This window comes from Gilliamella sp. ESL0405 (assembly GCF_019469205.1).
Classification (GTDB): domain Bacteria; phylum Pseudomonadota; class Gammaproteobacteria; order Enterobacterales; family Orbaceae; genus Gilliamella.
This window is the reverse complement of the sequence record NZ_CP048265.1, coordinates 2,324,500-2,349,578: the sequence shown is the minus strand read 5'-3', so window position 1 is coordinate 2,349,578 and position 25,079 is coordinate 2,324,500. Positions and strand designations below refer to the sequence as shown.

Annotated in this window: 23 protein-coding genes; 22 read left to right on the top strand and 1 reads right to left on the bottom strand. The window is 35.8% G+C overall.

The window, feature by feature from the left end:
* Positions 1-13 precede the first annotated feature (13 nt).
* Genes GYM74_RS10220 through yciH form a run of 4 tightly spaced genes read left to right on the top strand, consistent with a single transcriptional unit; the run spans position 14 to position 3,664 of the window.
* Positions 14-1,435, top strand: a complete 1,422-nt coding sequence (locus GYM74_RS10220) for a DUF459 domain-containing protein (protein WP_220218111.1) — start codon at positions 14-16, stop codon at positions 1,433-1,435.
* Positions 1,428-2,603 (top strand): SGNH/GDSL hydrolase family protein, encoded by a 1,176-nt coding sequence (locus tag GYM74_RS10215; protein WP_220218110.1) that lies wholly within the window; start codon positions 1,428-1,430, stop codon positions 2,601-2,603. Before GYM74_RS10220 ends, GYM74_RS10215 begins: the two co-directional genes overlap by 8 nt.
* 28 nt (positions 2,604-2,631) lie before the next feature.
* Entirely contained in the window at positions 2,632-3,336 is a 705-nt protein-coding gene (gene pyrF, locus GYM74_RS10210) for an orotidine-5'-phosphate decarboxylase (protein ID WP_220218109.1), read from the top strand.
* A gap of 7 nt (positions 3,337-3,343) precedes the next feature.
* Positions 3,344-3,664 carry a stress response translation initiation inhibitor YciH gene (gene yciH, locus GYM74_RS10205; protein ID WP_220218108.1) on the top strand — a complete coding sequence of 107 codons (321 nt, stop codon included), beginning with the start codon at positions 3,344-3,346 and terminating at the stop codon, positions 3,662-3,664.
* A 61-nt stretch (positions 3,665-3,725) separates the two neighbouring features.
* On the opposite strand, the gene tmaR is transcribed toward yciH, so the two are convergent.
* The gene (gene tmaR, locus GYM74_RS10200; protein WP_220218107.1) at positions 3,726-4,046 is read right to left on the bottom strand and encodes a PTS system regulator TmaR; all 321 of its coding nucleotides are present in this window, start codon (positions 4,044-4,046) and stop codon (positions 3,726-3,728) included.
* A 292-nt stretch (positions 4,047-4,338) separates the two neighbouring features.
* Between tmaR and accD the strand changes: the two genes are divergently transcribed.
* The 18 genes from accD (at position 4,339) to clpX (ending at position 25,045) form a co-directional block, all read left to right on the top strand.
* Complete coding sequence (gene accD, locus GYM74_RS10195; RefSeq protein WP_220218106.1) at positions 4,339-5,229, top strand: acetyl-CoA carboxylase, carboxyltransferase subunit beta; 891 nt, start codon at positions 4,339-4,341, stop codon at positions 5,227-5,229.
* A gap of 6 nt (positions 5,230-5,235) precedes the next feature.
* Positions 5,236-6,510: a bifunctional tetrahydrofolate synthase/dihydrofolate synthase gene (gene folC, locus GYM74_RS10190; RefSeq protein ID WP_220218105.1), complete on the top strand. Its 1,275-nt coding sequence runs from the start codon at positions 5,236-5,238 to the stop codon at positions 6,508-6,510.
* Positions 6,511-6,522: 12 nt separating this feature from the next.
* Positions 6,523-7,098 carry an SPOR domain-containing protein gene (locus tag GYM74_RS10185; RefSeq protein WP_220218104.1) on the top strand — a complete coding sequence of 192 codons (576 nt, stop codon included), beginning with the start codon at positions 6,523-6,525 and terminating at the stop codon, positions 7,096-7,098.
* A gap of 76 nt (positions 7,099-7,174) precedes the next feature.
* Positions 7,175-7,660 (top strand): CvpA family protein, encoded by a 486-nt coding sequence (locus tag GYM74_RS10180; protein ID WP_366518669.1) that lies wholly within the window; start codon positions 7,175-7,177, stop codon positions 7,658-7,660.
* A gap of 17 nt (positions 7,661-7,677) precedes the next feature.
* On the top strand, positions 7,678-9,195 hold the full coding sequence (purF, locus tag GYM74_RS10175; protein WP_220218102.1) for an amidophosphoribosyltransferase: 1,518 nt from the start codon (positions 7,678-7,680) through the stop codon (positions 9,193-9,195).
* A 461-nt stretch (positions 9,196-9,656) separates the two neighbouring features.
* Positions 9,657-12,347, top strand: coding sequence for an inverse autotransporter beta domain-containing protein (locus GYM74_RS10170; protein WP_220218101.1), 2,691 nt, complete (start codon positions 9,657-9,659; stop codon positions 12,345-12,347).
* Positions 12,348-12,465: 118 nt separating this feature from the next.
* On the top strand, positions 12,466-13,503 hold the full coding sequence (locus GYM74_RS10165) for a hypothetical protein (protein ID WP_220218100.1): 1,038 nt from the start codon (positions 12,466-12,468) through the stop codon (positions 13,501-13,503).
* Between the two features lie 258 nt (positions 13,504-13,761).
* Positions 13,762-13,968: a YheU family protein gene (locus GYM74_RS10160; protein ID WP_220219657.1), complete on the top strand. Its 207-nt coding sequence runs from the start codon at positions 13,762-13,764 to the stop codon at positions 13,966-13,968.
* An 87-nt stretch (positions 13,969-14,055) separates the two neighbouring features.
* Positions 14,056-14,688, top strand: a complete 633-nt coding sequence (gene crp / locus GYM74_RS10155; RefSeq protein WP_220219656.1) for a cAMP-activated global transcriptional regulator CRP — start codon at positions 14,056-14,058, stop codon at positions 14,686-14,688.
* A 59-nt stretch (positions 14,689-14,747) separates the two neighbouring features.
* Positions 14,748-15,479 carry an isoprenyl transferase gene (locus GYM74_RS10150; RefSeq protein WP_220218099.1) on the top strand — a complete coding sequence of 244 codons (732 nt, stop codon included), beginning with the start codon at positions 14,748-14,750 and terminating at the stop codon, positions 15,477-15,479.
* Entirely contained in the window at positions 15,473-16,315 is an 843-nt protein-coding gene (locus GYM74_RS10145; RefSeq protein WP_220218098.1) for a phosphatidate cytidylyltransferase, read from the top strand. The genes GYM74_RS10150 and GYM74_RS10145 overlap by 7 nt, the downstream gene beginning before the upstream one ends.
* 13 nt (positions 16,316-16,328) lie before the next feature.
* Positions 16,329-17,651, top strand: coding sequence for an RIP metalloprotease RseP (gene rseP / locus GYM74_RS10140; protein ID WP_220218097.1), 1,323 nt, complete (start codon positions 16,329-16,331; stop codon positions 17,649-17,651).
* 25 nt (positions 17,652-17,676) lie between these two features.
* The gene (bamA, locus tag GYM74_RS10135) at positions 17,677-20,097 is read left to right on the top strand and encodes an outer membrane protein assembly factor BamA (protein WP_220218096.1); all 2,421 of its coding nucleotides are present in this window, start codon (positions 17,677-17,679) and stop codon (positions 20,095-20,097) included.
* Positions 20,098-20,138: 41 nt separating this feature from the next.
* A complete protein-coding gene (locus GYM74_RS10130; protein WP_220218095.1) occupies positions 20,139-20,627 on the top strand; it encodes an OmpH family outer membrane protein in 489 nt (162 codons plus the stop codon).
* Positions 20,627-21,655 carry a UDP-3-O-(3-hydroxymyristoyl)glucosamine N-acyltransferase gene (gene lpxD, locus GYM74_RS10125; protein ID WP_220218094.1) on the top strand — a complete coding sequence of 343 codons (1,029 nt, stop codon included), beginning with the start codon at positions 20,627-20,629 and terminating at the stop codon, positions 21,653-21,655. The genes GYM74_RS10130 and lpxD overlap by 1 nt, the downstream gene beginning before the upstream one ends.
* Positions 21,656-21,763: 108 nt before the next feature.
* Positions 21,764-23,065: a trigger factor gene (tig, locus tag GYM74_RS10120; RefSeq protein ID WP_220218093.1), complete on the top strand. Its 1,302-nt coding sequence runs from the start codon at positions 21,764-21,766 to the stop codon at positions 23,063-23,065.
* A 92-nt stretch (positions 23,066-23,157) separates the two neighbouring features.
* Positions 23,158-23,760, top strand: coding sequence for an ATP-dependent Clp endopeptidase proteolytic subunit ClpP (gene clpP / locus GYM74_RS10115; RefSeq protein WP_305054780.1), 603 nt, complete (start codon positions 23,158-23,160; stop codon positions 23,758-23,760).
* A gap of 10 nt (positions 23,761-23,770) precedes the next feature.
* Positions 23,771-25,045: an ATP-dependent protease ATP-binding subunit ClpX gene (gene clpX / locus GYM74_RS10110; protein WP_220218092.1), complete on the top strand. Its 1,275-nt coding sequence runs from the start codon at positions 23,771-23,773 to the stop codon at positions 25,043-25,045.
* The last annotated feature ends 34 nt before the right edge of the window (positions 25,046-25,079 follow it).

The following is a 25,079-nucleotide window of genomic DNA, read 5'->3' as shown; positions in this document are numbered from 1 at the left end:
ACGTTTAATTAATATGAAATGTAAAAAATTAATTTCAAAAAATGACCCGGAAGATGAGTTAAATATTTTACAGCAATGTCATGATTCGTTGGCAGACGACGTTTTTGTTCAAAATAAAAACACAAGCCAACTCGATTATGCTACTGCATATACCCAAAGAACATTGTCCGCTTGGTATGTTTTTGTATTGCTATTGGTGACTGCTATAGCATTAATAATCATTTATTATAAATCAGTGCTTATTTATTGGCAGCAAACATATCATTTTGATTTAGTCAATTCACAAAGCCTTGTTCAGGAAATCGATCCGGAAGAACTAAAACCGGAACAAGAATTACTGGGACAAGAGTTACGGGAACAGGAATTACGGCAACAAGCAGCACATAGACGAGAAAAATCAGAACAAATGATACAAAATGGGATATCAGAAAAATCGAATATTCAAGGGGTTAACCAAAGTGACGGTAATCTACCAGTCATCCAGCAACCTGATGTCGATATCGGAACGGCTAAATCGTCTAAAATTGATTTATCGTCGCTCAATAAATCTCAATCTAATGCAAAATTGGGCAATACCCCTTTACAAGCCGTGAAAGTTGAAGAGGTCAATCAACCTAAAGATGAGTCATCATCAGGCTCGTCATTAAAGAATCAGAATTCTAATAAATTAGACCCGTTAGAGCAATTTTTTACTTTAGATGAGATTAAGCAACTCGATTCACCAAAAGTGCCGGTAACTCATTTGCACACTAGTGCTTTAAATAATGAGCCGTTACCCATTGTATTGACTGAAAATGATAAAGTATTTTTTGCTGGTGATTCATTAATGCAAGGGGTTGCACCATATGTTAAAAAAATGCTTTTTAAAGAATATAAAATAGAAAGCATTAATTTGAGTAAACAAAGTACAGGACTTTCTTACCCTAAGGCCTTTGATTGGCCCGAAACAATCAAAATTAATTTAGCTAACGATCCTTCTATCAAATTACTTGTGGTTTTTTTAGGTGCCAATGATTCTTGGGACTTTCCGGTTAAAGGTTACAGTAAATATGCTAAATTCAAATCTGAATTATGGGAAGAGCAATATCGTTTACGTATTGCCAGCATTCTCAATAGTGCCAGAGAGCATGATGTTCAAGTGCTTTGGCTTGCAGCACCTTGTATGAGTAAATCAAAATTAAATGATGGTATGGTTTACCTTAATACGTTATATATATCTGAACTTAAAAAAGCACAGCAACATTTTTTAACTACTAATAATTTATTGGGTTGTACCTATACAAATTACAATAGTTTTATTGAGTCTGAAAATAAAAAAATTAAAGTCAGGACTGATGACGGAATTCATTTTACTCCGACAGGCCAAAAAATTCTGGCCAAGGCAATTATGGATAAAATCACTTTCAAATTATTAGAGGATAACCATAGTGATTAGATTTTTTAAATTTATTATTACAGTTATTGCTGTCACTATCGCCGTTGGTTGTAGTGTGGCAGAAAGCAAGACTAGTACTGTATCGAGCGTTGTTGATTTTGGTGATCCTAATGCGAAAAAATTGTCGATGCGATTAAATTCATTAATAAAAAATAAGAAAAGCAATCAGGTCGTTAACATCACCCAAATCGGCGATTCACATACTGCTGCTGACTTTTTTACCGGTGAATTTAGAACGTTGATGCAAAAAAAATATGGAAATGCCGGTATTGGTTGGATACCGCCTGTTGCTATAAAAGGTCAAAATCATGTCGCAGTCAGTTGGAATACTAAAAATTGGGAAGTTTTAAATAGCCGTACTATGAGTAACCCTGATTTTCCAATCGGCGGTTTTATTGCCGTACCAACAAAAGATTCCGCAACGATTAAAATTACCCCAAAAACGGCAACCAATTCAGATTGGCAGGTTAAATTAACATTTAAAAAGACCAAAAATACGGACAATACGCTAAGTGTTTATGATGTGAATGATAAGAAAATCAATTTGACTGATTCACCAAAAATCAATGTGTGGCAAACTTCGTCAATAATTTCTAAACTGCCAATAGTCATTAAAGGCCAACATAATGTAGAATTGGCTGGAATATGGTTAACTCGCAATAAACAATCCGGCGTTGTTGTTTCGGCGATCGCCTCGAATGGTGCCAAACAGACAATTTGGCAAAAATGGGGAGCAAGTTGGTTAAAACAATTAGCCTCTTCTAATAGTGATTTAGTCATCATTGAGTACGGCACTAATGAGAGTTTTGATGAAACATTAGATGCCGATGCTTATCGCCAAAACTTGATAAGCAGTATTCGCCAAATTCGCAAATCGCTTCCAGGCGCTGCAATCTTATTAATGTCTCCTCCGGACACCATGGTGAATGATAATGATTATCCAAAATCGTTTAAAACGGTCATGGATATTCAAAAACAGGTTGCTAAATCGGAAAAGACACTATTTTGGAATTGGCAACTCGCTATGGGCGGTGAAAATGCTGTTAAGAAGTGGCGCCAGCAGGGGCTTGCTCGTCCAGATTTAGTTCATCAAACCTTAAAAGGGTATAAAAAGAGCGCCCAGATTTTTTATACTGATTTAAATGAATTTGTTAGAAAGAATAAGTAATTTAAGCTTAAGAAGGAAAATATAGGTTATGTCATCTCCAATTATCGTTGCGGTAGATTTTTCAGATGTTAAATCGGCATGGAATTTTATTAATCAAGTTGATCCAAAAGATTGTCGTCTTAAAATCGGTAAAGAGCTGTTTACTCATGCAGGTCCCGATTTTATCAAACAGATTAAACATAAAGGTTTTGATATTTTCTTAGATCTCAAATTTCATGATATTCCAAATACTGTTGCAAAAGCAGTTGCAGCAGCGGCTGATTTAGGCGTTTGGATGACTAATGTTCATGCTAGCGGTGGTTCAAGAATGATGACGGCAGCAAAAGATGCGCTTAATTCCTATGGTAAAGATGCGCCATTGTTAATCGCTGTAACGGTATTAACCAGTATGGAATCTGCCGATCTTCAAGAGATAGGGATTAATGTATCTCCATTAGAGCAAGCGACAAGATTGGCGTCTCTGGCTAAAAATTGTGGGCTCGATGGCGTTGTATGTTCAGCTAAAGAAGTGCAAAGTTTTAGGACTCGCTTGGGCAGTGATTTCAAACTCGTCACACCCGGTATCAGACCAGCAGGCTCTAATCCCGATGATCAACGCCGAATCATGACGCCACAGCGTGCGCAAGCTGCCGGTTCTGATTATTTAGTGATTGGACGCCCTATCACTCAAGCCGAAGATCCAACTAAAGCATTACATGCTATTTTATCAACACTTGATTTAAGTAAGAGTTAAGTTAATTATGTCTGAAAATCCAATTGTTTATTCAACCGAGCAAGGTAGAGTTACCCCCAGTAAAGCAGCTCCGACTCGACCAAAAGGCGATGGTGTTATTCGAATTCAACGCCAAACCTCTGGTCGAAAAGGTAAAGGTGTGTGTGTCATATCAGGCTTTGATTTAGACGATAGCCAATTAATGCAATTGGCTGCTGAACTCAAAAAGCGTTGCGGATGCGGTGGATCGGTAAAGGAAGGCTCGATAGAAATTCAAGGCGATAAACGGGAATTATTAAAGACACTACTTGAAGATAAAGGATTTAAAGTGAAGTTAGCCGGGGGCTGATAAGATTTTATATTAAAAACTCCCACTATTTAATTTGAAAGTGGGAGTTAACTTGATCAAATTAGTTTGATCGGTAACTGCGCATTTTTTTGCTGATATCGCGGCGTTCTTTAGAAATTTCAGCATTTTTGATAATATAATCATCAACACGATCATCATAATCGCTTTTCATATTGGCAATAATCGCTTGAAGTTCGTCGTAAGTCATATCAGGTTTAATATAATCACTTAAGTTTTCAAGTAATAACACTCGTTTTTGGTTGTCACGTATTTTTTTCTCGTTATCGGAAATTTCACGTTTTAATTTATTTAAACGACGTGATAAACGAATGTATTCAAGTACATCTTGAAACGTAGGTGCGGCTGATTTTTCCTTGTCCATCTATAACCCCTTATTTCTAAAAAAATGGAAAAAATAATTTAAACTAATTATATACCAATAATTTTTTAAGGTCATATTAATTATATTTTATTATTTACCAAAGTGGGATTTTAAATTATTTATAAATCCTTATTATTTTAGTAAATTTAAAATATTTTTTTGCTTAAACGTATACTATTTCTGAAAGTTTTTGACAAAATGGGATAAAAACAAAAACAACTATTAAGAATTAGTACAAATTATTATACAATACGCTGATATTTATAAAGCGTACCAGAATGAGAGAATCATAATGAGCTGGATTGAAAAAATTCTAAGTAAAAATAACATATCGTCAGATCATAAAAAGGCGAATATTCCAGGTGGTGTTTGGACTAAATGTAGTAATTGTGAACAAATTATTTATCAAGCGGAATTAGACCGTAATTTAGAAGTATGCCCTAAATGTGATCACCATATGCATATACCTGCCCGTGTGCGGTTGTATCGATTTTTAGATGAAGGGTCTGATGTTGAAATCGGTTCTGAACTTTCACCAAAAGATATCTTAAAATTTAAAGATACTAAAAAATATAAAGATCGCTTAACTGCCGCTCAAAAAGAGACACACGAAAAAGAAGCGATGGTCGTAATGAAAGGTACATTACACGGTATTCCGGTTGTTGTTGCCTGTTTTGAATTTGCTTTTATTGGTGGTTCAATGTCATCTGTTGTGGGGGCATTATTTACTCGAGCGGCTGAGCAAGCAATTGAAGATAAATGTCCGTTAATTTGTTTTTCCACCAGTGGTGGGGCAAGAATGCAAGAAGCGCTATTTTCTTTAATGCAAATGGCAAAAACCAGTGCTATTTTGGCCAAAATGCAAGATGAAGGGTTACCTTATATTTCAGTAATGACTGACCCTACCATGGGTGGGGTTTCAGCAAGCCTTGCTATGCTTGGTGATATCAATATTGCCGAGCCTAAAGCGTTAATCGGTTTTGCTGGTCCTCGAGTTATTCAACAAACTGTTCGTGAAACGTTACCAGAAGGCTTTCAACGCAGTGAGTTTTTGCTTGAAAAAGGCGCAATTGATATGATTATTCATCGCAAAGATATGCGACCGAAAATTGCTAGCTTACTGGCAAAATTAATGAAATTGCCTAATCCTTTTAACGATGTCAGCAATTACGAGACAGATTAATTGAGCATGCAACAACATAAAAAACCAGATGCCATGTCAGATCTTAAGACATGGCTTTGTTATTTAGAGCAATTGCATCCGGCAACAATTGAACTTGGACTTGAACGGGTTAAAACTGTCGCAAAGCGGCTTGAATTGTTGCAACCTGCTCCTTATGTATTTACCGTTGCCGGCACCAATGGCAAAGGTACGACCTGTCGCACGCTTGAAATGATGCTGCTAAACGCTAATTTAAAAGTTGGTGTTTATAGCTCACCGCATTTGTTGCGTTTTACTGAACGAGTTCGGATAAATAATCACGAGTCAAAAGATCAAGATACCATTAATGCATTTATTGAAATTGAAAAAGCACGTGGGGATATTTCGTTAACTTACTTTGAATATGGTACGTTAGCGGCACTTTATCAGTTTAAACAAGCTAAACTCGATGTTGCCATTTTAGAAGTTGGCCTTGGTGGTCGGCTTGATGCAACCAACATTGTCGATGCGAATGTGGCTGTTATCACCTCAATCGATATTGATCACACCGATTATTTAGGTGACAATCGTGAAAGTATTGGGCGTGAGAAAGCAGGGATCTTTAAATCAAATAGCATTGCTATTATTGGCGAGCCGGACATACCGGCATCAATTTTAGATGTTGCAAAATCAGTAAACTGTCCATATTATCGAGTAAATCAAGAGTGGCGTTACAAGCAGATCGATAAAAACTTGTGGCAATTTGACTCCCCAGTCAAACAATATCAACATCTCCCTATGCCCAACGTTCCTTTAGCAAACGCTGCAACAGCGGTGGCGGCATTAACTTATTCCTCTATTAACATTACTCAAGAAGCAATATCACAAGGTCTTGCTGATGCTAGTTTAACGGGGCGATTTCAGATTATCCAAAATTCGCCACTTGTGATTGTAGATGTCGCCCACAATCCACATGCCGCAAGTTACTTAGCTAAACAGCTAGCGAATCTGAAAAAAGAGCGAGCAATAGCAGGTAAAGTACGGTTTGTTATTGGTATGCTTAAAGATAAAGATATCAAAAGTACTTTAGCGGTATTAAATGGCGATAATTGGTATTGTGCATCACTTTATGGTGAGCGAGGTTGTAAGGCTGAAGTATTGAAACACTATTTATTAAACAATCATGAGCACAATATTTTGACGTTTGATACCGTCATTGATGCTTATCAAAAGGCGGTGCAAGATGCACAAGAAGATGATATTATTGTTGTTTGTGGTTCATTCTATACTGTATCAGATGTTTTAGCTGAATTTGACTGTTAAGTGACTTTTATTATGACTAAAAATCAAAAAAACAATAACAGCAATCAAAATAAAATTAGAAATCAGCTTGTGGGTTTTGCAACATTACTGCTTATAATTGCAGCGGTTGCGCCGTTAATTATTACAGATAAATCGAATCAACACACTTCAACTATCCCAATATTACAGCCCGAAGTTGTCAATCAGCAGAATCAAGAAGTGACATTTACCGATAATAATGTGACTAATAATTATGATGTGTCATACACGCCGGATTCAGACCAAAATCTCAACTCAATACCGCCGTCTGATATTACCGATGATAATACCGATTCTTCTACAGCAACATCGACTACAACTTCGACTGAGCAAGAAGTTAAACCGTACATGATACAACTAACTGCGCTTAAAAATAGACAAAAAATTGAAGAGTTAGTTGCTTTATTAAGACTTAATAATTATAACGTAATAGTAATACCTAAAAATCCCGAACCAAATCAGTTGATTAAACTACAAGTGGGGCCTTATGCTAAAAAAGAACAAGCAGAGCAAGTCATTAGTAGCTTAAATAATTTAACAAAGTTAAAAGGTATTATTGTCCCTAATTAAAATTTTCTGATACCCATTATGGGTATTGACTGTAATTAAAATAAAAATTATTTAAATAAAATTGTGAGTTATTATGATGAATTGGGTTGATTTTACGATTATCGGTGTGATTGTTTTTTCCGCTTTGATTAGTATAGTGCGGGGCTTTGTTCGTGAAGCATTATCATTAATCAGTTGGGTTTTAGCGTTTTTTATTGCTAGCCGTTTTTATGTCTATATTACTGGCTATCTCACCTTTTTTGAAAGCGATATTATCCGTATTGCGGTGGCAATTGCTATTCTCTTTGTTGCGACATTAATTGTATGTGGGATTGTTTCTTATATCATCGCTCAATTAGTTCAAAAAACCGGACTGTCGGGAACTGATCGTGTGTTAGGTATCTGTTTTGGGGTTTTGCGTGGCATTTTAGTGGTAGCGGCAGTACTCTTTTTTGTCGATACCTTTACGCCTTTATCCCAATCACCATATTGGACTCAATCACAATTAATTCCACACTTCCATTTTATTATTCGGTGGTTTTTTGATTTTATCCAACAATCGTCTTCATTTTTAGTACAGTAAGTCTTAGGGAGCATCGTATGTGTGGTGTGGTAGGTATTGTAGGATGTAGCACTGTTAATCAATCAATTTATGATGCCCTGACGGTTTTACAACATCGGGGGCAAGATGCGGCCGGTATTGTGACTATCGATGAGCAAAATCGTTTTCGCCTGCGCAAAGCAAATGGTTTAGTTAAAGATGTGTTTCAAGAACATCATATGCAGCGTTTACAAGGCAAATTAGGTATTGGGCATATTCGTTATCCGACTGCTGGTAGCTCCAGTCCCTCTGAAGCCCAGCCATTTTATGTCAACTCCCCTTACGGCATTGCGCTGGCTCACAATGGTAATTTAACTAATACTGATCAACTGCGTGATAAAGTATTCGAACTTGCCAGACGTCATATCAATACCAATTCAGATTCAGAAGTTTTACTTAATGTTTTTGCCAGCGAGCTAGATAAGTTTCCCACTTATCCACTCAGTGCAGATAATATTTTCACAGCAATACATAATTTGCATAATATTATAAAAGGTGCTTATGCATGTGTTGCAATGATTATTGGACATGGTTTAGTCGCATTTCGTGATCCTTATGGCATCCGTCCATTAGTGATTGGTAAAAGGGTGGTTGAAAATCAAAAGGTTGAATATATGGTTGCATCGGAAAGTGTTGCACTCGATATTCTTGACTTTGAGTTTATGCGAGATGTCGAGCCCGGTGAGGCGATTTACATTACTCAAGATGGCCAACTTTACGCTCAACAATGTGCTGATAATCCTCAATACTATCCATGTATATTTGAATATGTCTATTTTGCCAGACCTGATTCATTAATGAATGGGGTATCGGTTTACCAATCTCGCATTTCAATGGGGCAAAAGCTGGGACAAAAAATTGCCAGAGAGTGGAAAGATATTGATATCGATGTTGTTATTCCTATTCCCGAAACTTCCTGTGATGCAGCTTTAGAAATCGCAAGAATATTAAATAAACCTTATCGGCAAGGATTTGTTAAAAATCGTTATATTGGTCGAACATTTATTATGCCGGGTCAAAGCGCCCGCAAACTATCGGTTAGAAGAAAACTCAATGCTAATCGTATTGAGTTTGAAGGTAAAAATGTTCTGTTAGTCGATGATTCCATTGTGCGGGGAACTACTTCGGAAAAAATTTTAGAAATGGTGCGTTCAGTGGGTGCCAAAAAAGTTTATTTAGCTTCCGCTGCGCCGGAAATCAGACATCCAAATGTTTATGGTATTGATATGCCAATAGCAAGTGAACTTATTGCCTATAATCGAACAGTTGATGAAATCGCTCATGACATTGGTGCTGATAAACTTATTTTTCAAGATCTCACTGATTTAATTGATGCAATTAGACAAGAAAACCCGAAAATTGAACATTTTGAGTGTTCAGTATTTGATGGTAAATATATTACGGAAGGAATTGATAGCCGTTATTTTTCTTCTTTAGAACAGCAAAGAAGTACAATCAAAAATTCGCCTACCTTTAAAGAGTCTGAAAATCTGGAAATTTATAACGAAGAACAATGACTTTAATTGTCTTGATATCGAACAGCAAACATGGAAAAAAACTTGAAGTATCAATTTCAAGTTTTTTTTTACCTAAATGACAATTAACATGACATTTTTTTCAATTTTTTCTCTTTTGATGTTATTGTTAATGTCATTATTTTCAATAAATTACTCAAAACTGTTACTTTTTTTGTTTTTTTCTGTTTTATAACATATTGATAATTAAAGATAAAAAATATCTTTACAAAAATGTTAAAAAAAACTAATAAAATATTTTGCTAAATGACTTTTTTGTAATAAAATTTCCGTAACTTTAATTACTTTTGTAAAGAAATTTAAAGAACAAAAAATAGTAATATTAAAAACAATAAACTATTTTGGTAATATTTTTAAAAATCACAACTAATAACGACGATGCGGTATCAGAATTAAAAGTTTTGTTTCATACGCTTGTCAGTGGAATATAAGGAATAATTAAGATGAGAAAGAATCTTAATTTTACAGTAATATCAGCACTTGTTATTGCCGCGTTGGGTTGGCAATCAGTTGCTAATGCAGTGGATACCAAAGTGTCGTCAAATACTGTTGATAGTAATAAAGTGTTTGAATTGAAAAACGGCGTAAAAGCTCGTGAGATGATCAATAATGAACAACGTAGCTTATATCAAATCGCACTTATAAGTGGCATTTCTGTTTCTGAGTTGCGAGAAATGAATGCTGGTCGATTTGATAAAAAAGATGTTGTTGAAGTTGGTGAACTTTTAGTTCTACCTGAAAACTCACAAGTTTTACCTGCACTTACTACAAACAGTAATAAAATAGATAAGTATGAAAATCTACCTAGTCTAGGTTCTGATGATAACTATGATCCTAAGCAAAATAAAGATGCGCTTGCAACTCAAATCGCTTCAACGTTACAAACGTTAGCATCACAAGATTGGAAATCAATTACTTCTGCAGAAAATGGTGGTTTATCAGGCCATTTAAGAAATAAAGGTAAACAATACGCCGAAGATTACATTCGTAATGGCGTTAAAAATCAAGTTGTCGATCCGGTACGCAATACTGTACAAGACTTCTTAGGTCGTTTTGGTAAAGCTCAATTACAATTTAACTTAAGTGATAAAGGCAGCTTCGATAACGTTAATCTTAAATTGTTTAGTCCTTGGTATGATACTGACAGTACATTAATCTTTACTCAGTTGTCATTTCAGGAATATGAACACAATCGACGTATAGGTAACTTTGGTATCGGTCAACGTTGGGATGTGGCAGATAATAAATGGTTACTTGGCTATAACGTATTTTTAGATCATGATTTCCAACGTTCGCACAATCGTTTAGGTATTGGTGCCGAAGCTTGGAGTGATTACATGAAGTTAGCGGTGAACTATTATCATCCACTATCTGATTGGAAAGATTCCAAAGATTTTGATGATTACTTAGAAAGAGCAGCGAAAGGTTATGATGTCCGTTTCCAAGGCTATTTACCTCAGTATCCACATTTAGGTGGTTCACTTATGTATGAAAAATACTTTGGTGATAAAGTTGCGCTATTTGGTAAAGATAATCTACAAAAAAATCCGAGTGCTTTAACTTTTGGTGTTGATTATACGCCAGTTCCTCTTTTTACAATTAAAGCGGAACACAAGCATGGTCAAGATAGTAAAAAAGCTACTAATGCGCAGTTAACACTTGATTATCGTATTGGCGTGCCACTGAAAGACCAACTTGATCCTGATATGGTTCAACTTGCACGCTCCTTAAAAGGTAGCCGTTATGATTTAGTCGATCGTAATAACTACATTGTTCTTGAATATAAAGACAAGAAAATGACAGTTGATTTAGGGCTTGAAGCAGTTCAATTGATTGAAGGACATAGCTATGGTGTCACAATTGGTGCTCATAATGTTAAAGGCTTATCTAAATTAACATGGTCAGGCGATATGTTAGACATTGATGCCGGAGGCGGTTTCTTATGTTCTAATGTAGGAATTTGTACAACTTCTACATGGGCAAATCCACCGGCTGAACTTGATAACTGGAAAATTACTGCGCCTAACTATTTAGATGATAATGGTGACCGTCATCCGGTTAGAACTAATGGTAAATATTCATTATCGGTAACGGTAACGGATAGCCGTGGTAAAACAGCAACATCTAATTCAGTTTCGTTTGAGGTATTACCTAACCCTGAGCTTCGTAAAGTTGGTGTATGGGCGATAGATCAAACAGGTAATCCAACTTCACTAATTAATCAGGATGCTGATGGACATAATAGCGTAACGTTATTAGCTAGTTTAGTAAAACCTAAATCCGGTGCGACAAGAAGTTGGAGCTTAGCAGATGATTTTGACGGTTTCAGTGATGCTTTATTGATGCAAAAAATTGGTAAAACATTCCAGTCATCAGTTTTAAATTTATGGACAGCTACAAGTAACGGTAAGAAAGTAAACTTGATTGATGGTACTTCAGGCAATGTAAATTCTTGTCCGTCAAAAGAGCCTTGTATTATTGTTAAATCATTTGAACAAGTTAAGAAGGGCGGTAAGATTTCTGATAAAGCTTCGACTGCCGCAGGTGCTGAAGCATTAGGTGATACTTACACCATTGACGTTGCATCCAATTTTGTTGGCGTCGTAGATTTTACAGTTGCATTGGATCAATATGGTACATCATTTAATAAAGCGTCTGTAGACTTTGCTGGTGGCCAAGCTGGTTTAATTAAAGTTTATCGTAGTGACGGCGTATTAGTTGCGAGCACCGTTGGTAATACCCTTCAATTTGAACCAAGTGGTCCAAATGAATGGAAAGTTGGCAATGAATACTATGTCAAAGCTTATAGTGTAGATGGTACAACTGAAATCACTGATCCTTTTGTAGTGTGGTCTTTGGTTGATGATAATAGTTCTGCTTGTCCGGGGAATGCAACAACAGCTGCACTACCAAACGCAATTGATAATCCTACCGGTCCATGGTTTAACGTAGGTATGGGGATAAATGCTCACTATACAATTAGAAGCCTTAACATGAATAGTTATGCTTCATCCGGAACAAGTATTAGTGCAGTTAATGGGGCACCATCATACATAGATTGGACTCCAATTAATACCTCGCTACCGGCATGTGCTGGCGACCAAGGGTTTAAATTGCAAGTTAGCGTTAATTAATAATAAGTTTCGGTTACCTGGTACATCAAATACTTAGGTAACCTAATAGGGAACACCCGAAAATGGTGTATTTATATAAATACAACATGTTAATTTAAAGAAAAATAGGAAGTTAAACATGAAAAATCTAACAATTAAAAAAGTGGCATTAGGCTTATTTATCGCTGGTTTTACAGCAAGTAGTGCTTATGCCGTAGAAGGTACTGCATCAAGCTCTATCCAAGGTAATAAGCCTGTAATGTATTCTAAGGGTACTCAAAATGATCATACCATGACCCTTCGTGTAACTACTGACCAAGCTGGCGCTAACCCTGTTGGTTCTACTAATGGCAATAAAAATAAAGTTAAAGTGGGCGACTGGGTTCATGTTAAATATGATTTACATGATGTCGATGGTGATGAAGATACCTCTGAAGCAGTAAAAGCGACACTTGAAGTTTATATCAAAAAAGATAGAACTAGCGCTACTTGGGATAAAGTTAATAACGTAACTTTTTCTACAAATAATTCTGGTGAAGCAGGTGAGATTTCTTTCCAAATTACTAGTGAGTTTGCCGGTGCTGAAGTAGTTGGTTACCGTCTTCAAGAAAAAACTACCTATGGTTTACCAGATGCAAACGAATGGTTATATGTAAACGATATTTGGGCCAATACAGCTCCTGATCATCAAGATAATAAAGTAGAGTTAGACACTGTTACCGGTGGTCCATTCGGTCCGGGTGATACTGACGATGCTAACAACGGTACAGGTCCTATCGAAGGCAATGATACTAAGTTAGGTATCTTTAAAACCGATGCTAGTGGTAATATAGATAGAAGTGTTAACTATACCGTTGCTGGCGCTCCAGCACCTAAATACGGCGAAAGATTTGCTGCTGTAGTATGGAACGATGATAATGGTGATGAATTACCAAATAATGGTGAATCAGAAAAAACAGCTAACTATACTATAACATGGACATTAAGCGGTACTTATGCTGGTGTAACTGCATCTAATGACGCATTAACTGCAACTCAAGGTGTATCAGGAGCTAATGGCGATACAATCTTATTAGGTGATCCTGCTGGTGGTAAGAACAACACCATTTATGCAACATCAACTAATGGTTATCAAGCTGGTGCGCAAGGATTCAATCTTAAAGCTACTGGTTTATAATTTTAAATCATGTTGTGAAATTAAAAACCACTCGAAAGAGTGGTTTTTTTACGATTATATTATTTTTAATAAGAATTAGTGTTAAGGTATCTTGTTTAACATAAATAATAAACGTTTTATCATTTTAACCCTTAAACCTATGTTTGATCATAAATTTTACATTTGTTATTTCAGCCTGATTATTCAACGTAAACTCACCCTTTTTATTGCTCATCTTATGTTATAAAATAGTGAAAATTTAACTTAATTCAATCAATGATGAAAATTTCTTGGCAGGATCTTGAACCTGAAACTCTAAATAATCTTATACAATACTTTGTGTTACGTGAAGGGACTGATTATGGGTTAGAAGAAAAATCCCTACAAGATAAAGTTAATGATGTTAAGCAACAGTTGGTAGATGGCAGAGCGGCAATTTTTTGGTCTGAACTTCATCAAACAATTGATATCAAACTTGTCAGATAACGACTTAAAATGATTGTATATTATTATATAATTTATTGTGTAACTTTGTTATAGTGTGCAAGAAGTCAGTAAAATGGAGAGGATGGCATAATGATTGGTAAACAGCAAACGGATACGACATTAGAATGGTTTTTATCTCATTGCCATATTCATAAATATCCTGCTAAAAGCACCCTCATTCATCAAGGAGAAAAAGCCGAAACTCTCTATTATATTTTAAAAGGATCTGTTGCTGTATTAATTAAAGATGATGACGGCAATGAAATGATTTTGTCTTATTTAAACCAAAATCAATTTCTTGGTGAACTTGGTCTCTTTGAAGAAGGAACTGAGCGAACAGCTTGGGTGAAAGCAAAAACCAGCTGTGAGGTTGCCGAAATTTCATACAAAAAGTTTAAACAACTTGTTCAAGTCAATCCCGATATCCTGATGCGTTTAGCCAGCCAAATGGCCAGCCGATTGCAGGTGACCTCTGAAAAAGTAAGTAACTTAGCTTTTTTAGATGTTGCTGGACGCATAGCACAGACTTTATTAAACTTAGCTAAGCAACCGGATGCAATGACTCATCCCGATGGAATGCAGATTAAAATCACCCGTCAGGAAATTGGGCAAATTGTTGGTTGTTCCCGTGAAACCGTTGGGCGAATATTGAAAATGCTGGAAGATCAGCACTTAATATCTGCCCATGGCAAAACAATTGTCGTTTATGGTACCCGTTAGTCGAATCGACATTAATAAAACATAATTTGAACAATGAATGATATATTACGAGATATTACATGACAAAAGAACGATGTATTCCAAGTCATGTGGCTATAATTATGGATGGTAATGGTCGCTGGGCTCAACAACGTAATCAATTACGAACTATTGGTCATCGAGCAGGCTTAAAAGCGGTGCGAAAAATTGTTATGTATGCGGCAAGTATCAATATAAAAGTACTGACTTTGTATGCTTTTAGCAGTGAAAATTGGAAACGCCCGGAAAAAGAAGTTTCGGCGTTACTTGCGCTTTTTATCTATGCTTTAAATCGAGAAATCAAAAAACTCAACAGTCATAATGTGCGGTTGAATATCATTGGTGATATCTCACGTTTTAATGATGAGCTACAAAATATGATTATTAAAGCTCAGCAGTTAACCAAAGATAACTCCGGTTTGGTACTTAATATCGCAGCTAACTATGGCGGCCGGTGGGATATACTGCAATCAGCTAAAAAAATGGCAACGCAAGTGGTAGAAGGTAAAATCAGTGTAGATGATATTACAGAAGATCATTTTAATTCTGCTATGAGCATGAGTGAGTTTCCTGATGTCGATTTAGTTATACGTACCGGTGGCGAATATCGAATAAGTAATTTCTTATTATGGCAGATTGCTTATTCTGAATTCTATTTTACAGATGTATTATGGCCTGACTTTACTCAGACCTTATTTGATGAGGCGATCAACAAATTTAACAATAGAGAACGGCGTTTTGGTGGCGTTCGTAATGAGGATCATACATGCTAATTCACCGTATTTTAGCGGCACTTGTGCTTATCCCACTTGTAATCATTATTTTATTTTTTGCACCACTATCGGTATTTTCCTGCATAATCATTTTGGTTTGTGGGCTTGCAGCATGGGAGTGGACTCAATTTCTACATATTGATCAAAAACAATCAAAGTTAATCTTTACGTTATTTGCTATTGTTTTGCTCAGTGTACTTTATTTTATGCCTGACTCATTAACATTTAAAGCGAGTCTATATAAAGTGATATTGTATTTATCGATTATTTGGTGGCTAGTTGCATTATGCTTGGTTGCTACATATCCTAAAAGTACCCAATATTGGTCTGATTGTAATGTCATAAAGTTATTATTTGCGTTTTTCACTTTAGTTCCGTTTTTTATAGGCATGATTCAATTACGATCGATTAATTATGTTTTTAACTCTTATCATGGGGCTATTTGGTTGCTGTATGTATTTGTGCTAGTATGGGCAACTGATACTGGTGCTTATTTTGCAGGTCGTACTTTTGGTAAACGACAATTAGCGGCAAAAGTATCACCCGGAAAAACTATCGAAGGCTTCATTGGTGGCGTAGTTTTGTCCACAATAATTTGTGTTATAGCTTACTTTTCATTTTTCTTTAAAATTTCATTCAGTTTATTTTTGATTAGTTCTTTATGCGCCATTCTAGTCTCCGTTTTGGGTGACTTAACTGAAAGCATGTTTAAAAGAGAAGCGGGAATAAAAGATAGTGGGCACCTTATACCCGGCCATGGTGGAATTTTAGACCGTATAGATAGTTTAACCGCTGCCGTTCCTGTATTTGCTACTTTATCTTTGTATCTGTTATAAAGGGTTATTGATTTTGCTTTGGTCATTGTTGTTATTTATTGTAACTATCAGTATATTGGTGACCATACATGAATATGGGCATTTTCTGGTTGCCCGTATGTGTGGTGTTCAAGTAGAGTGTTTTTCCATTGGTTTTGGCAAAAAACTATGGTCACATAAATTTTCAAGTGGAACAGAATTGGTAATTGCTATGATTCCGCTTGGTGGTTATGTTAGAATGCTCGACGGAAGAACAGCTCAATTATCAGAAAATAGTGAAAAATTTGCTTTTGATAAAAAAAAGATTTGGCAACGAGCAGCAATTGTATTTGCCGGGCCTTTCGCTAATTTTATATTAGCGCTGATAATTTATTGGATTATATTTTTAATGGGCGTAGCAACTTATCCTGTTAAAATAAGAGATATAATACCTTCTACTCCTGTGGCGACAGTTGGCGTACCCGCCGGAGCAGAGTTAAAAACAGTTAATAATGTGAAGGTTGAAAGCTGGAATGATGTTAACTTAGCGTTGATTTCAGCTATGGGAAAATCTCAGGTTGATTTTTCTTATATTGATAATGCAGTTAATGATGATAATCATCAGGAAGTGCATAAAATGGTTAACATTAGCAATTGGCATTTTGATATTGAAAAAGATTCAGCCATAACAGCTTTTGGGTTTATACCTAAAACATTGGAAATTTATCCAATTGTGAGTAAAATTATACCTGGTTCCGCTGCTGAACAAGCCGGCTTAAAAGTAGGCGATATGATTATCAGCTATAATCAGCATCCATGTACAAATTGGGTTGATTTTACAAATACAATAAAAAAAGCGGGTACTATTGATTTAAAAATAAATCGAAATAATGAAGATATTTATCTAAAGCTTGTACCAAAAGTTCAAAAAAATGGTGAAGGTGTTGCAGGGTTTTATCCAACATCTGATGCAGTTATAACGCAGTATGGTTTTTTAGAAGGATTTGATAAAGCATTAGGACAAACAGCATTAACAACTCAGTTAACTGTACGTTCACTTTATCAATTAGTAACAGGTGTTATTGGTTTAAAACATCTATCCGGACCAATAACAATAGCAAAAAGCGCAGGGCAAACAGCAAGTTATGGATTTACTCCTTACTTATATTTTCTAGCATTTATTAGTATAAGCTTGGGAGTTATCAATCTTGTTCCATTACCTATGTTAGATGGTGGGCATCTTATGTTTCTGTTTATCGAAAAGATAAGAGGAAAAGCCCTATCAGATAAAGCACAAGAGCGTTTTCTTCGTGCTGGTTTGGTTTTATTAATGGTAATAATGGGAATTGCACTATTTAATGATTTTTTACGATTGTGATGGGATGAGGTTATAAACATTTACGATGAAAATAAATAAATTACTTATAGCATCTTTGCTGTTTAGTACAACAGCTGTGTATAGTTCCAATGCATTTTGTATGGATGATTTTGTTGTAAAAGATATTAAATTTGAAGGATTACAGCGTGTTACTGTAGGCGCTGCAATGCTTGAAATGCCAATCCAAATTGGTGACTATGTTAACGAATCCGATTTAGGGCATATTATCAAGTCACTTTACTCAAGTGGTAACTTCGACAATATTACTGTATCTCGTGATGGAGATAGATTAATTATTACTGTTGAAGAGCGTCCAACAATTTCAAGTATAACATTCGTGGGTAACAAATCTGTTAAAGATGACATGCTCAAGAAAAATCTTGATAGCACAGGAATTCGGGAAGGGGATGCATTAGATCGTACAATGCTATCAGCTATCGAAAAAGGGCTAGAAGATTTTTATTACAGTGTGGGTAAATATAATGCCCGAATTAAAGCTGTTGTCACACCGTTATCTCGTAATCGCGTTGATTTAAAGCTAGAGATTGCTGAAGGCAAATCAGCTTTGATTGATCAAATTAATATTGTTGGCGCCAAAGCTTTCTCATCTGAAGAGTTAATTTCACGTTTCTCTTTAAGAGATGAAGTACCTTGGTGGAACATGCTTGGTGATCGCAAATATCAAAAACAAAAATTAGCATCTGATTTAGATGAATTACAAAGTTTTTATTTAAATCGTGGTTATGCACGTTTTAATATTGAATCGACTCAAGTCAGTTTAACGCCGGATAAAAAAGGCATTTACGTTACCATAAATATTCATGAAGGTGAACAATATAAACTATCCGAATTGGATTTTAAGGGTAATTTTGCCGGTCACAAAGATGCGATTGCCAAAATAGCGCAAGATAAGGTATCAATCGGTGAACTGTATAATGGTAAAAAAATCACTGAAATTGAAGATAGTATAAAACGCTTACTTGCTAACTTTGGTTACGCTTATCCTCATGTTTCTATTCAACCGGAAATAAATGATGAGAACCATACTGTTAATTTAATCGTTATGGTTGATGTTGGTCAACGTTATTATGTGCGTAATATTAAAATTAGCGGAAACAACATATCGAGCGAAACGGTAATTCGGCGAGAACTGCGCCAAATGGAAGGTTCTTGGTTAAGTAATGGTTTAGTTGAACTGGGTAAAGATCGGTTAAATCGTTTAGGCTTTTTCGATAGTGTTGAAGCAAGTACTGAACGTGTACCAGGCATCGATGATCAAGTAGATGTCATTTATAAAGTCTCGGAGCGTAATACCGGTAGTATCAAATTAGGTGTCGGTATTGGTTCAGACAGTGGTATTAGTTTTAATGCCGGGATCACTCAAGACAACTGGTTAGGAACAGGTAATAGCGTTTCATTCGATATAAATACCACCAGTAGTGATAAAACAGCATCATTATCTATTGTTGATCCATTCTTTACTATCGATGGCGTTAGCTTAGGTGGAAGTGTTTATTATAACACTTATAAAGCCGATGATGATGATGATGAATCTGAATATTCAAGTAAAACCTGGGGCGCTTCAGCAAACTTAGGTTTTCCAATCAGTGAAAATAATTTCCTTCGCTTTGGTACAGAATATGCTAACCATAAATTATCTGATATGAGACCTCAGTATGGTATGTGGCGTTATTTCGATAAAATGGGCGAAAAAACCAAAGATAAAAATTCATTATCTTTTGATACCAACGATTTATTATTAAATGCTTATTGGACATATAATTCATTAGATCGTGGCTTTTTCCCTACGGAAGGTTTGAAAATGACGGCAAGTGCTAAAGTGACTGTGCCAGTTTTCGACAACCGATTCTATAAATTCATAAGTGATGCATCTTACTATTATCCACTTGATAATGATCATAATTGGATATTTTTAACTCGTGGTCGATTAGGTTATGGTGGTGGATTCGGTGGTAAAGAGTTACCATTCTACGAAAACTTCTATGCTGGTGGTTCAACCGTTTTACGTGGATTTAAGTCCAATACAGTTGGTCCTAAAGCTGTTTACTTGAATCGCAATGGTTGTCGTAATTTAGGTGATACCAAAGGGTGTGAAAGCTCAAAAGATGCCGTAGGCGGTAATGCGATTGCATTTTTAAGTACGGAATTAATTGTGCCGACACCATTTGCAGGCGAGAAGTATTCGGATAGTTTAAGAACATCAGTTTTCTTTGATGCCGGCACTGTGTGGGATACTCAATGGGACTTGAAAGGACGTAATCTCCCTGACTATAGTTCTCCTTCTGATATTAGAATGTCAGCAGGTGTTGCTGTTCAGTGGATGTCTCCATTAGGGCCATTGGTGTTCTCATATGCTCAACCATTGAAGAAATATAATGGTGATTCAGCACAACAATTTCAATTTAATATAGGTTCAACATGGTAATTCCATGTTATAAGTAAATAAAATACACATAGGTGAAAAAAGTGAAAAAAATTATTAGTATTTTGGGGATTAGTTTTGCATTACTCTTTACTGGTATGGCAAATGCTGAAATTAAAATTGGCGTAATTGATGTAATGACTGTCTTGCAAAAAATGCCACAACGTGAACAAGTTAGCAATGATCTGAACAAGAAATTTGAATCAAGAGCCAAGGCATTAGCGGAAGAAGAAAAGAAAGCTAATGATGCATTAGCACGTCTTAAAAAAGACGGTTTAACATTGTCAGCTTCTGAAAAAACAAAACTAAACAAAGTTGTTTCTGATTTTGAAAATAAAGCTAAAGCATTTACTGAAGAGTATCGTAAAGTTGAAGCTGAAGAAGCTAACAAATTGTTGAAAAAAATTCAAGATGCCGTCAAAGAGATTGTTGAAACAGAAAAATACGATCTTGTATTAAAAGCTGAAGCGACATTATCTGCTTCAGATGCTGTTGATATTACAGATAAAGTATTGGAAAAGGTTAAAAAATAATGTTTGCTTTTCGTTTAGAGCAACTAGCTAAGCAACTTGATGCAACGTTACATGGTGATGGTAATTTAACCATCACTGGTATTGCATCAATGAAAAGTGCCGCACCCGGACAAATTACTTTTTTGTCTGATAAAAAATTACAAAATCAATTATCACAATGTAACGCTTCTGCTGTTGTCATGACTGAAGACAGTCTTAACCATTGGCACGGCGCTGCACTGGTTGTAAAAAATCCTTATCTTACTTATGCAAAATTAGCTCAACTTCTTGATACCACGCCCAAGCCGGCTGAAGATATAGCTGTATCGGCTGTTATTGATTCTACGGCTAAGTTAGGTCGCAATGTTTCTATTGGTGCAAATGCAGTTATCGAAAGCGGTGTGGTGCTAGGCGATAATTGTATTATTGGTGCGGGTTGTTTTATTGGTAAAAATACTGTAATTGGTGCCAATACAAAATTATGGGCTAATGTCACCGTTTATCATAACTGTGTAATAGGTGATAACTGCCTGATTCAATCCTCTACAGTAATTGGTGCTGATGGATTTGGCTATGCTAATGATAAAGGTAAATGGATTAAAATACCTCAATTAGGTCGAGTTGTGATTGGCAACGATGTTGAAATTGGTGCATCGACAACTATCGATCGCGGGGCATTAGATGACACCATTATCGGTAATGGGGTTATTATCGATAATCAATGTCAAATTGCTCACAACGATATCATTGGTGACCATACAGCAGTTGCTGGTGGTGTTATTATGGCCGGTAGTCTAACCATTGGCCGCCATTGCTTAATCGGTGGAGCGAGTGTGATTAACGGGCATATGGAAATATGTGATCAAGTTACTGTGACCGGTATGGGAATGGTAATGCGACCGATAACAGAGCCGGGTGTTTACTCTTCAGGTATTCCACTGCAAGAAAATAAAGTATGGCGAAAAACGGCTTCGTTAGTATTACATATTGATCAAATGAATAAACGCTTGAAGGCGCTTGAGAAGAAACTATTAAATGTCTCGACGTAGGCGTTAACGGTGAGTATAATGCTTGCCTATTTTATAAATTTTTTTAGCTCAATTATCATTCTAAAATAATTACGAGCAGATATTATTCAATAATTTCGAGGTATAAAGATGCAAGTTTCGGTTGAAACAACACAAGGTTTAGGTCGTCGTTTATCAATTACAATTAAATCAGAAGACATTACAAAAGCGGTTGATAAAGAGCTTATTAATACCGCCAAAAAAGTGCGTATTGATGGTTTCCGTAAAGGAAAAGTACCTTTAAAAATTGTTGAACAACGTTATGGCGCTTCTATTTTACAAGATGCATTAAGTGATTTAATGCAACGAAATTTCGTTGAAGCAATTATTCAAGAAAAATTAAACCCGGCAGGTGCACCTGTTTATACTCCAAAAGAATATAAAAATGGAGAAGATTACACTTTTACTGTTGAGTTTGAAGTTTATCCTGAATTAAAAGTTAAAGATTTAGATAAAATCGAAGTTGAGAAACCAGTTGCTGAAGTTGTTGATGCCGATGTTGATACTATGATTGAAACATTACGTAAACAACAAGGCACTTGGAAAGAAGTTAATGAACCAGCTAAAGAACAATATCGAGTAACATTGGATTTTGTTGGTAAAGTAGATGGCGAAGAATTCGAAGGCGGCAAAGCTAACGATTTTGTTTTAGTGTTAGGTCAAGGTCGAATGATTCCTGGTTTTGAAGATGCTATTATCGGGCACAAAGCTTCAGATCAGTTTGATATTAACGTTACCTTCCCGGAAGATTACCATGCTGAGAATTTAAAAGGTAAACCAGCAGTATTTGCAGCAACGTTGAAAAAAGTAGAAGAGTTAGAACTTCCGGAATTGACTGAAGAAGTCATTAAAAGATTTGGTATTGCAGACGGTACAATTGACAGCTTACGTAACGAAGTTCGTAAAAATATGGCTCGTGAACTTAAAGCAACTATTCGTAATAAAATTAAAGCGCAAGTTATCGACGGTCTAATTAAAAACAACGAAATCGATATTCCTTCAACGTTAGTTGACCGTGAAGTTGATGTATTACGTCAGCAAGCCGTGTCACGCTTTGGCGGTAATGTGAAGCAATCTATGGATCTTCCTAAAGAGTTATTTGAAGCAGAAGCTAAACGTCGGGTATCAGTTGGTTTATTATTTAGTGAAATCATTGAAAGCAATAAACTTAAAGCCGATGATGCACGTGTTCAATCATTAATTGATGACATTGCAACTGCATACGAAGACCCGAATGAAGTTTCTGAATATTATCGTAACGATAAAAAAGCAATGGATAATATTCGGTCTGTTGCGTTAGAAGATCAAGTTGTCGATCTTTTATTAGAGAGTGCTAAAGTAACAGATAAAAACTATTCGTTTTCTGAATTAATGAACCAGCAAGCATCTTAGTTCACTCGCTGTTTTAATTAATCAAAATATTGTTATTAAAGCCCAAATAAGGATTAATTGTTTGGGCTGTTTTATTTAATTAGGAGTTGAAAATGCCTTTAGAACCATACATGGGTGTTATTCCAATGGTTGTTGAGCAGAGTTCTCGTGGCGAACGAGCTTACGATATTTACTCTCGACTATTAAAAGAGCGTGTTATATTTTTGACCGGTCAGGTTGAAGATAATATGGCTAATCTTATTATTGCTCAAATGTTATTTCTAGAAGCTGAAAATCCCGAAAAAGACATTTATTTATATATTAATTCTCCTGGTGGTGTGGTAACGGCCGGTATGGCAATTTATGACACAATGCAATTTATTAAACCGGATGTAAGTACAATCTGCTTAGGACAAGCCTGTTCTATGGGATCTTTGCTTTTAACCGCTGGAGCAAAAGGCAAGCGTTATTGTTTACCTAATGCTAGAGTTATGATTCATCAGCCTTTAGGTGGTTTCCAAGGGCAAGCTTCTGATATCCAAATTCATGCTCAAGAAATTTTACAAGTTAAAAGTCGATTAAATAATATTTTGGCATTCCATACTGGGCAAGATATTAGTGTAATTGAAAAAGATACAGATCGTGATAATTTTATGTCAGCAAAAAGAGCGGTTGAATATGGATTAGTTGATGCCATATATGATAAACGATCTTAAATTTAGGTAGGTGATAAAAGTGAATAATGAAAATTCAGAAAAATTACACTATTGTACTTTTTGTGGTAAAAGTGAGCGTGAAGTTCATAAACTCATTGCGGGACCGTCATCTAGTTATATCTGCAACGAATGCATTGGATTATGTAATGATATTTTGAAAGAAGAGTCAAAAAACTTCCTTTCTCATGAAGAGTTTATGGGAAAACCATTACCAACCCCACATGAAATTCGACAACACCTTGATGAATATGTAATAGGTCAAGATCGAGCAAAAAAAGTATTATCTGTTGCAGTATATAATCACTATAAACGCTTACGCAATTATGCCAGTCGTAATAATGTTGAGTTAGGTAAGAGTAATATTTTATTAATTGGCCCTACAGGAAGTGGTAAAACATTATTAGCCGAAACTTTGGCTAGATTCTTAGATGTACCTTTTGCAATGGCTGATGCCACAACCTTAACTGAAGCGGGCTATGTTGGCGAAGATGTAGAAAACATCATTCTAAAATTATTGCAAAATTGTGATTACGATGTTGAAAAAGCTCAACGTGGTATCATCTATGTTGATGAAATCGATAAAATTTCACGAAAATCGGACAATCCTTCTATAACTCGAGATGTTTCGGGAGAGGGAGTGCAGCAAGCTTTATTAAAAATTATTGAAGGCACAATTGCTTCAGTTCCACCAAAAGGTGGACGAAAACTGCCACAACAAGAGTTTTTACAGGTTGATACCTCTAAAATCCTTTTCATCTGTGGTGGTGCATTTAGTGGTCTGAATAAAGTGATTGAAAACCGTATTTCAACTAATACAGGAATTGGTTTTGGTGCTAATGTAAAAAGCGCTAAAAATAAAGCCACAGAATCTGAATTATTGGCGCAAATTGAAGCTGAGGATTTAGTTAAATTTGGTTTAATACCTGAATTTATCGGTCGATTACCAGTAATTGGTACGTTATCTGAACTTGATAAAGATGCTTTAATTAATATCTTAACTGAACCGAAAAATGCATTAACTAAACAATTCGAAGCATTGTTTGAACTTGATGGCGTTCAATTAGAGTTTGACAAACAAGCGCTTGAAGCTATAGCGATAAAAGCGATGCAGCGTAAAACCGGTGCCAGAGGATTACGCTCAATTGTTGAAAATATACTATTAGACACAATGTATGATTTACCATCAATGGATAATGTTGAAAAAGTTATTGTTCGAAAAAATACTGTTGATGAAAATCAAGCACCGAAGTTAATTCATCGGCAAAATGCGGAACTTTCTGCTTGATAAATTACCTTGCCATCTGTAGTAAGATGGCAAA

Excerpts from the sequence above, each read along its gene's own strand:
- GYM74_RS10220 (WP_220218111.1), top strand. The coding sequence starts at position 14 with ATGAAATGTAAAAAATTAATTTCAAAAAATGACCCGGAAGATGAGTTA.
- pyrF (WP_220218109.1), top strand. The coding sequence starts at position 2,632 with ATGTCATCTCCAATTATCGTTGCGGTAGATTTTTCAGATGTTAAATCG.
- yciH (WP_220218108.1), top strand. The coding sequence starts at position 3,344 with ATGTCTGAAAATCCAATTGTTTATTCAACCGAGCAAGGTAGAGTTACC.
- tmaR (WP_220218107.1), bottom strand. The coding sequence starts at position 4,046 with ATGGACAAGGAAAAATCAGCCGCACCTACGTTTCAAGATGTACTTGAA.
- accD (WP_220218106.1), top strand. The coding sequence starts at position 4,339 with ATGAGCTGGATTGAAAAAATTCTAAGTAAAAATAACATATCGTCAGAT.
- folC (WP_220218105.1), top strand. The coding sequence starts at position 5,236 with ATGCAACAACATAAAAAACCAGATGCCATGTCAGATCTTAAGACATGG.
- GYM74_RS10185 (WP_220218104.1), top strand. The coding sequence starts at position 6,523 with ATGACTAAAAATCAAAAAAACAATAACAGCAATCAAAATAAAATTAGA.
- GYM74_RS10180 (WP_366518669.1), top strand. The coding sequence starts at position 7,175 with ATGAATTGGGTTGATTTTACGATTATCGGTGTGATTGTTTTTTCCGCT.
- purF (WP_220218102.1), top strand. The coding sequence starts at position 7,678 with ATGTGTGGTGTGGTAGGTATTGTAGGATGTAGCACTGTTAATCAATCA.
- GYM74_RS10170 (WP_220218101.1), top strand. The coding sequence starts at position 9,657 with ATGAGAAAGAATCTTAATTTTACAGTAATATCAGCACTTGTTATTGCC.
- GYM74_RS10165 (WP_220218100.1), top strand. The coding sequence starts at position 12,466 with ATGAAAAATCTAACAATTAAAAAAGTGGCATTAGGCTTATTTATCGCT.
- GYM74_RS10160 (WP_220219657.1), top strand. The coding sequence starts at position 13,762 with ATGAAAATTTCTTGGCAGGATCTTGAACCTGAAACTCTAAATAATCTT.
- GYM74_RS10150 (WP_220218099.1), top strand. The coding sequence starts at position 14,748 with ATGACAAAAGAACGATGTATTCCAAGTCATGTGGCTATAATTATGGAT.
- GYM74_RS10145 (WP_220218098.1), top strand. The coding sequence starts at position 15,473 with ATGCTAATTCACCGTATTTTAGCGGCACTTGTGCTTATCCCACTTGTA.
- bamA (WP_220218096.1), top strand. The coding sequence starts at position 17,677 with ATGAAAATAAATAAATTACTTATAGCATCTTTGCTGTTTAGTACAACA.
- lpxD (WP_220218094.1), top strand. The coding sequence starts at position 20,627 with ATGTTTGCTTTTCGTTTAGAGCAACTAGCTAAGCAACTTGATGCAACG.
- tig (WP_220218093.1), top strand. The coding sequence starts at position 21,764 with ATGCAAGTTTCGGTTGAAACAACACAAGGTTTAGGTCGTCGTTTATCA.
- clpP (WP_305054780.1), top strand. The coding sequence starts at position 23,158 with ATGCCTTTAGAACCATACATGGGTGTTATTCCAATGGTTGTTGAGCAG.